This is a genomic window from Caballeronia catudaia (assembly GCF_001544755.2).
In the GTDB taxonomy this organism is placed as follows: Bacteria; Pseudomonadota; Gammaproteobacteria; order Burkholderiales; family Burkholderiaceae; genus Caballeronia; species Caballeronia catudaia.
Genome location: NZ_FCOF02000127.1, coordinates 1 through 1,587 on the forward strand (window position 1 = coordinate 1; position 1,587 = coordinate 1,587).

2 protein-coding genes are annotated in these 1,587 nt (G+C 61.6%); one reads left to right on the forward strand and one right to left on the reverse strand.

What is annotated here, in order from left to right:
• The coding region (locus AWB75_RS36385; RefSeq protein WP_143746704.1) for a tyrosine-type recombinase/integrase at positions 1–522 on the forward strand (522 nt) is incomplete at its 5' end.
• A gap of 496 nt (positions 523–1,018) precedes the next feature.
• On the opposite strand, the gene AWB75_RS36390 is transcribed toward AWB75_RS36385, so the two are convergent.
• On the reverse strand, positions 1,019–1,222 hold the full coding sequence (locus AWB75_RS36390) for a hypothetical protein (protein ID WP_061128737.1): 204 nt from the start codon (positions 1,220–1,222) through the stop codon (positions 1,019–1,021).
• Between the last annotated feature and the right edge of the window lie 365 nt (positions 1,223–1,587).

The following is a 1,587-nucleotide window of genomic DNA, read 5'->3' on the forward strand; positions in this document are numbered from 1 at the left end:
TTGAAACTCGCTCCGATGCTCTTCGTTCGTCCGGGCGAGTTGCGTCAGGCCGAGTGGACTCAATTCGATCTGGACAAAGGCGAATGGCGGTATCTCGTCAGCAAAACGAAGACGCAACACCTTGTCCCGCTCGCCGCGCAAGCTGTCGTGATTCTGCGCGCCTTGCACGCTCTCACCGGCAGCGGTCGATTCGTATTCCCCGGCGCGCGCTCGGCACAGCGGCCGATGAGTGAAGCGGCGATCAATGCGGCGCTCCGGCGACTCGGTTACGACGCGCGCACGGAGATAACCGGCCACGGCTTCCGCGCGACGGCGCGAACGATCCTGCATGAAGAGCTGGAGCAAAAACCGGAAGTCATCGAGCACCAGCTCGCGCACGCGGTCCCGGACAATCTCGGCTCGGCCTACAACCGGACCAAATTCATCCGAGAGCGACGCGCGATGATGCAGACGTGGGCGGACTATCTCGACCGCATCAAAGCAGGCGCGAAGGTGATTCCGATCGATCAGGCGGCCGGGTGACACGATTCGGACCTCCACTTTCCTCAACAGATTGCGCTCGCACCTGAGCATTTCTGAGCGTGTCGTTTCGATGCGAACCAGTGTGCGAACCTCGGCGGCGCGAACCTCGGAAACCGTGGTAACCATCGTGGTAACCACGGCCGTCGACAAGAATCGATTCCGCAGTTGCTCGCACCTTCAGGCGCTGCCACACGCAGACGGCGTGCGCCCCCGCGCGCGCGTACACGTGTCCAAGAATTCCGGTCCATCGCGGCCGGCCGCCAAGGTCAACGCCTCAGTTCTTCCCCTGGTGGCGTGCCGATCCGCGCCGGCCTCGCGCGCGCGTAAGCGTCGGAGAATTCGGGGGTGATCGCGGCGGGCCGCAAGGTTTCCGCGCCCTCAGTTCTCCCGGCAGCGTGCCGATTCGGGTCGGCTATCGCGCGCGCGTATACGTGTCAAAAAACTCGGCGATCCTCGCGCGCCCGCACGCGTACACGTGCCCGAAAATTCAACAGTCTCAGACCTTCGGCGGCTCGATCAGCGCCGCCAGTCGCCGAATTTTCAGCGCCATGTCGAGATAGTGCGGCACCCATCCGGGAATCGGCGTGGCGCCGGTCGCCCATCGGCTCGGCGTGTTCTTGGTGGTGTCCGTCATGCGACAGAAGTCAGATTGCTTCCAGCCGAGTTCGGCCAGTGCTGCGTGGAAGTCATCGGGCGTCATGGCGTTTCGCGCGCGCGTGAGAGTGAAGGAACGTGAGCCTAGCATATGTAATCACAATGAGGAAATAATGGCATCATTCATACCCATATTTAACATAACGTTCGTTATCAGTATGTCGACGTGTGGATAGTTTTTGTCCCCACCGTGGGGAAGGCGCGCAGATTAACGCGCAGCGGGCGGCGCGTGGTTTGCACGTTTTCTAGGCACTTGCGCGCTGCCGAGTTATCCACATTCCGCAACGACGTGCGATGCCGTTCGTCCGCGGGCTAACCGTCTCCTGCGCGGGTAAACGGTTGATTGCTTCGCCATGCTACCTATTCGCCCTTTCAACGCGACAGGGAGGCGAAATGCCGACGAAGGTGAGC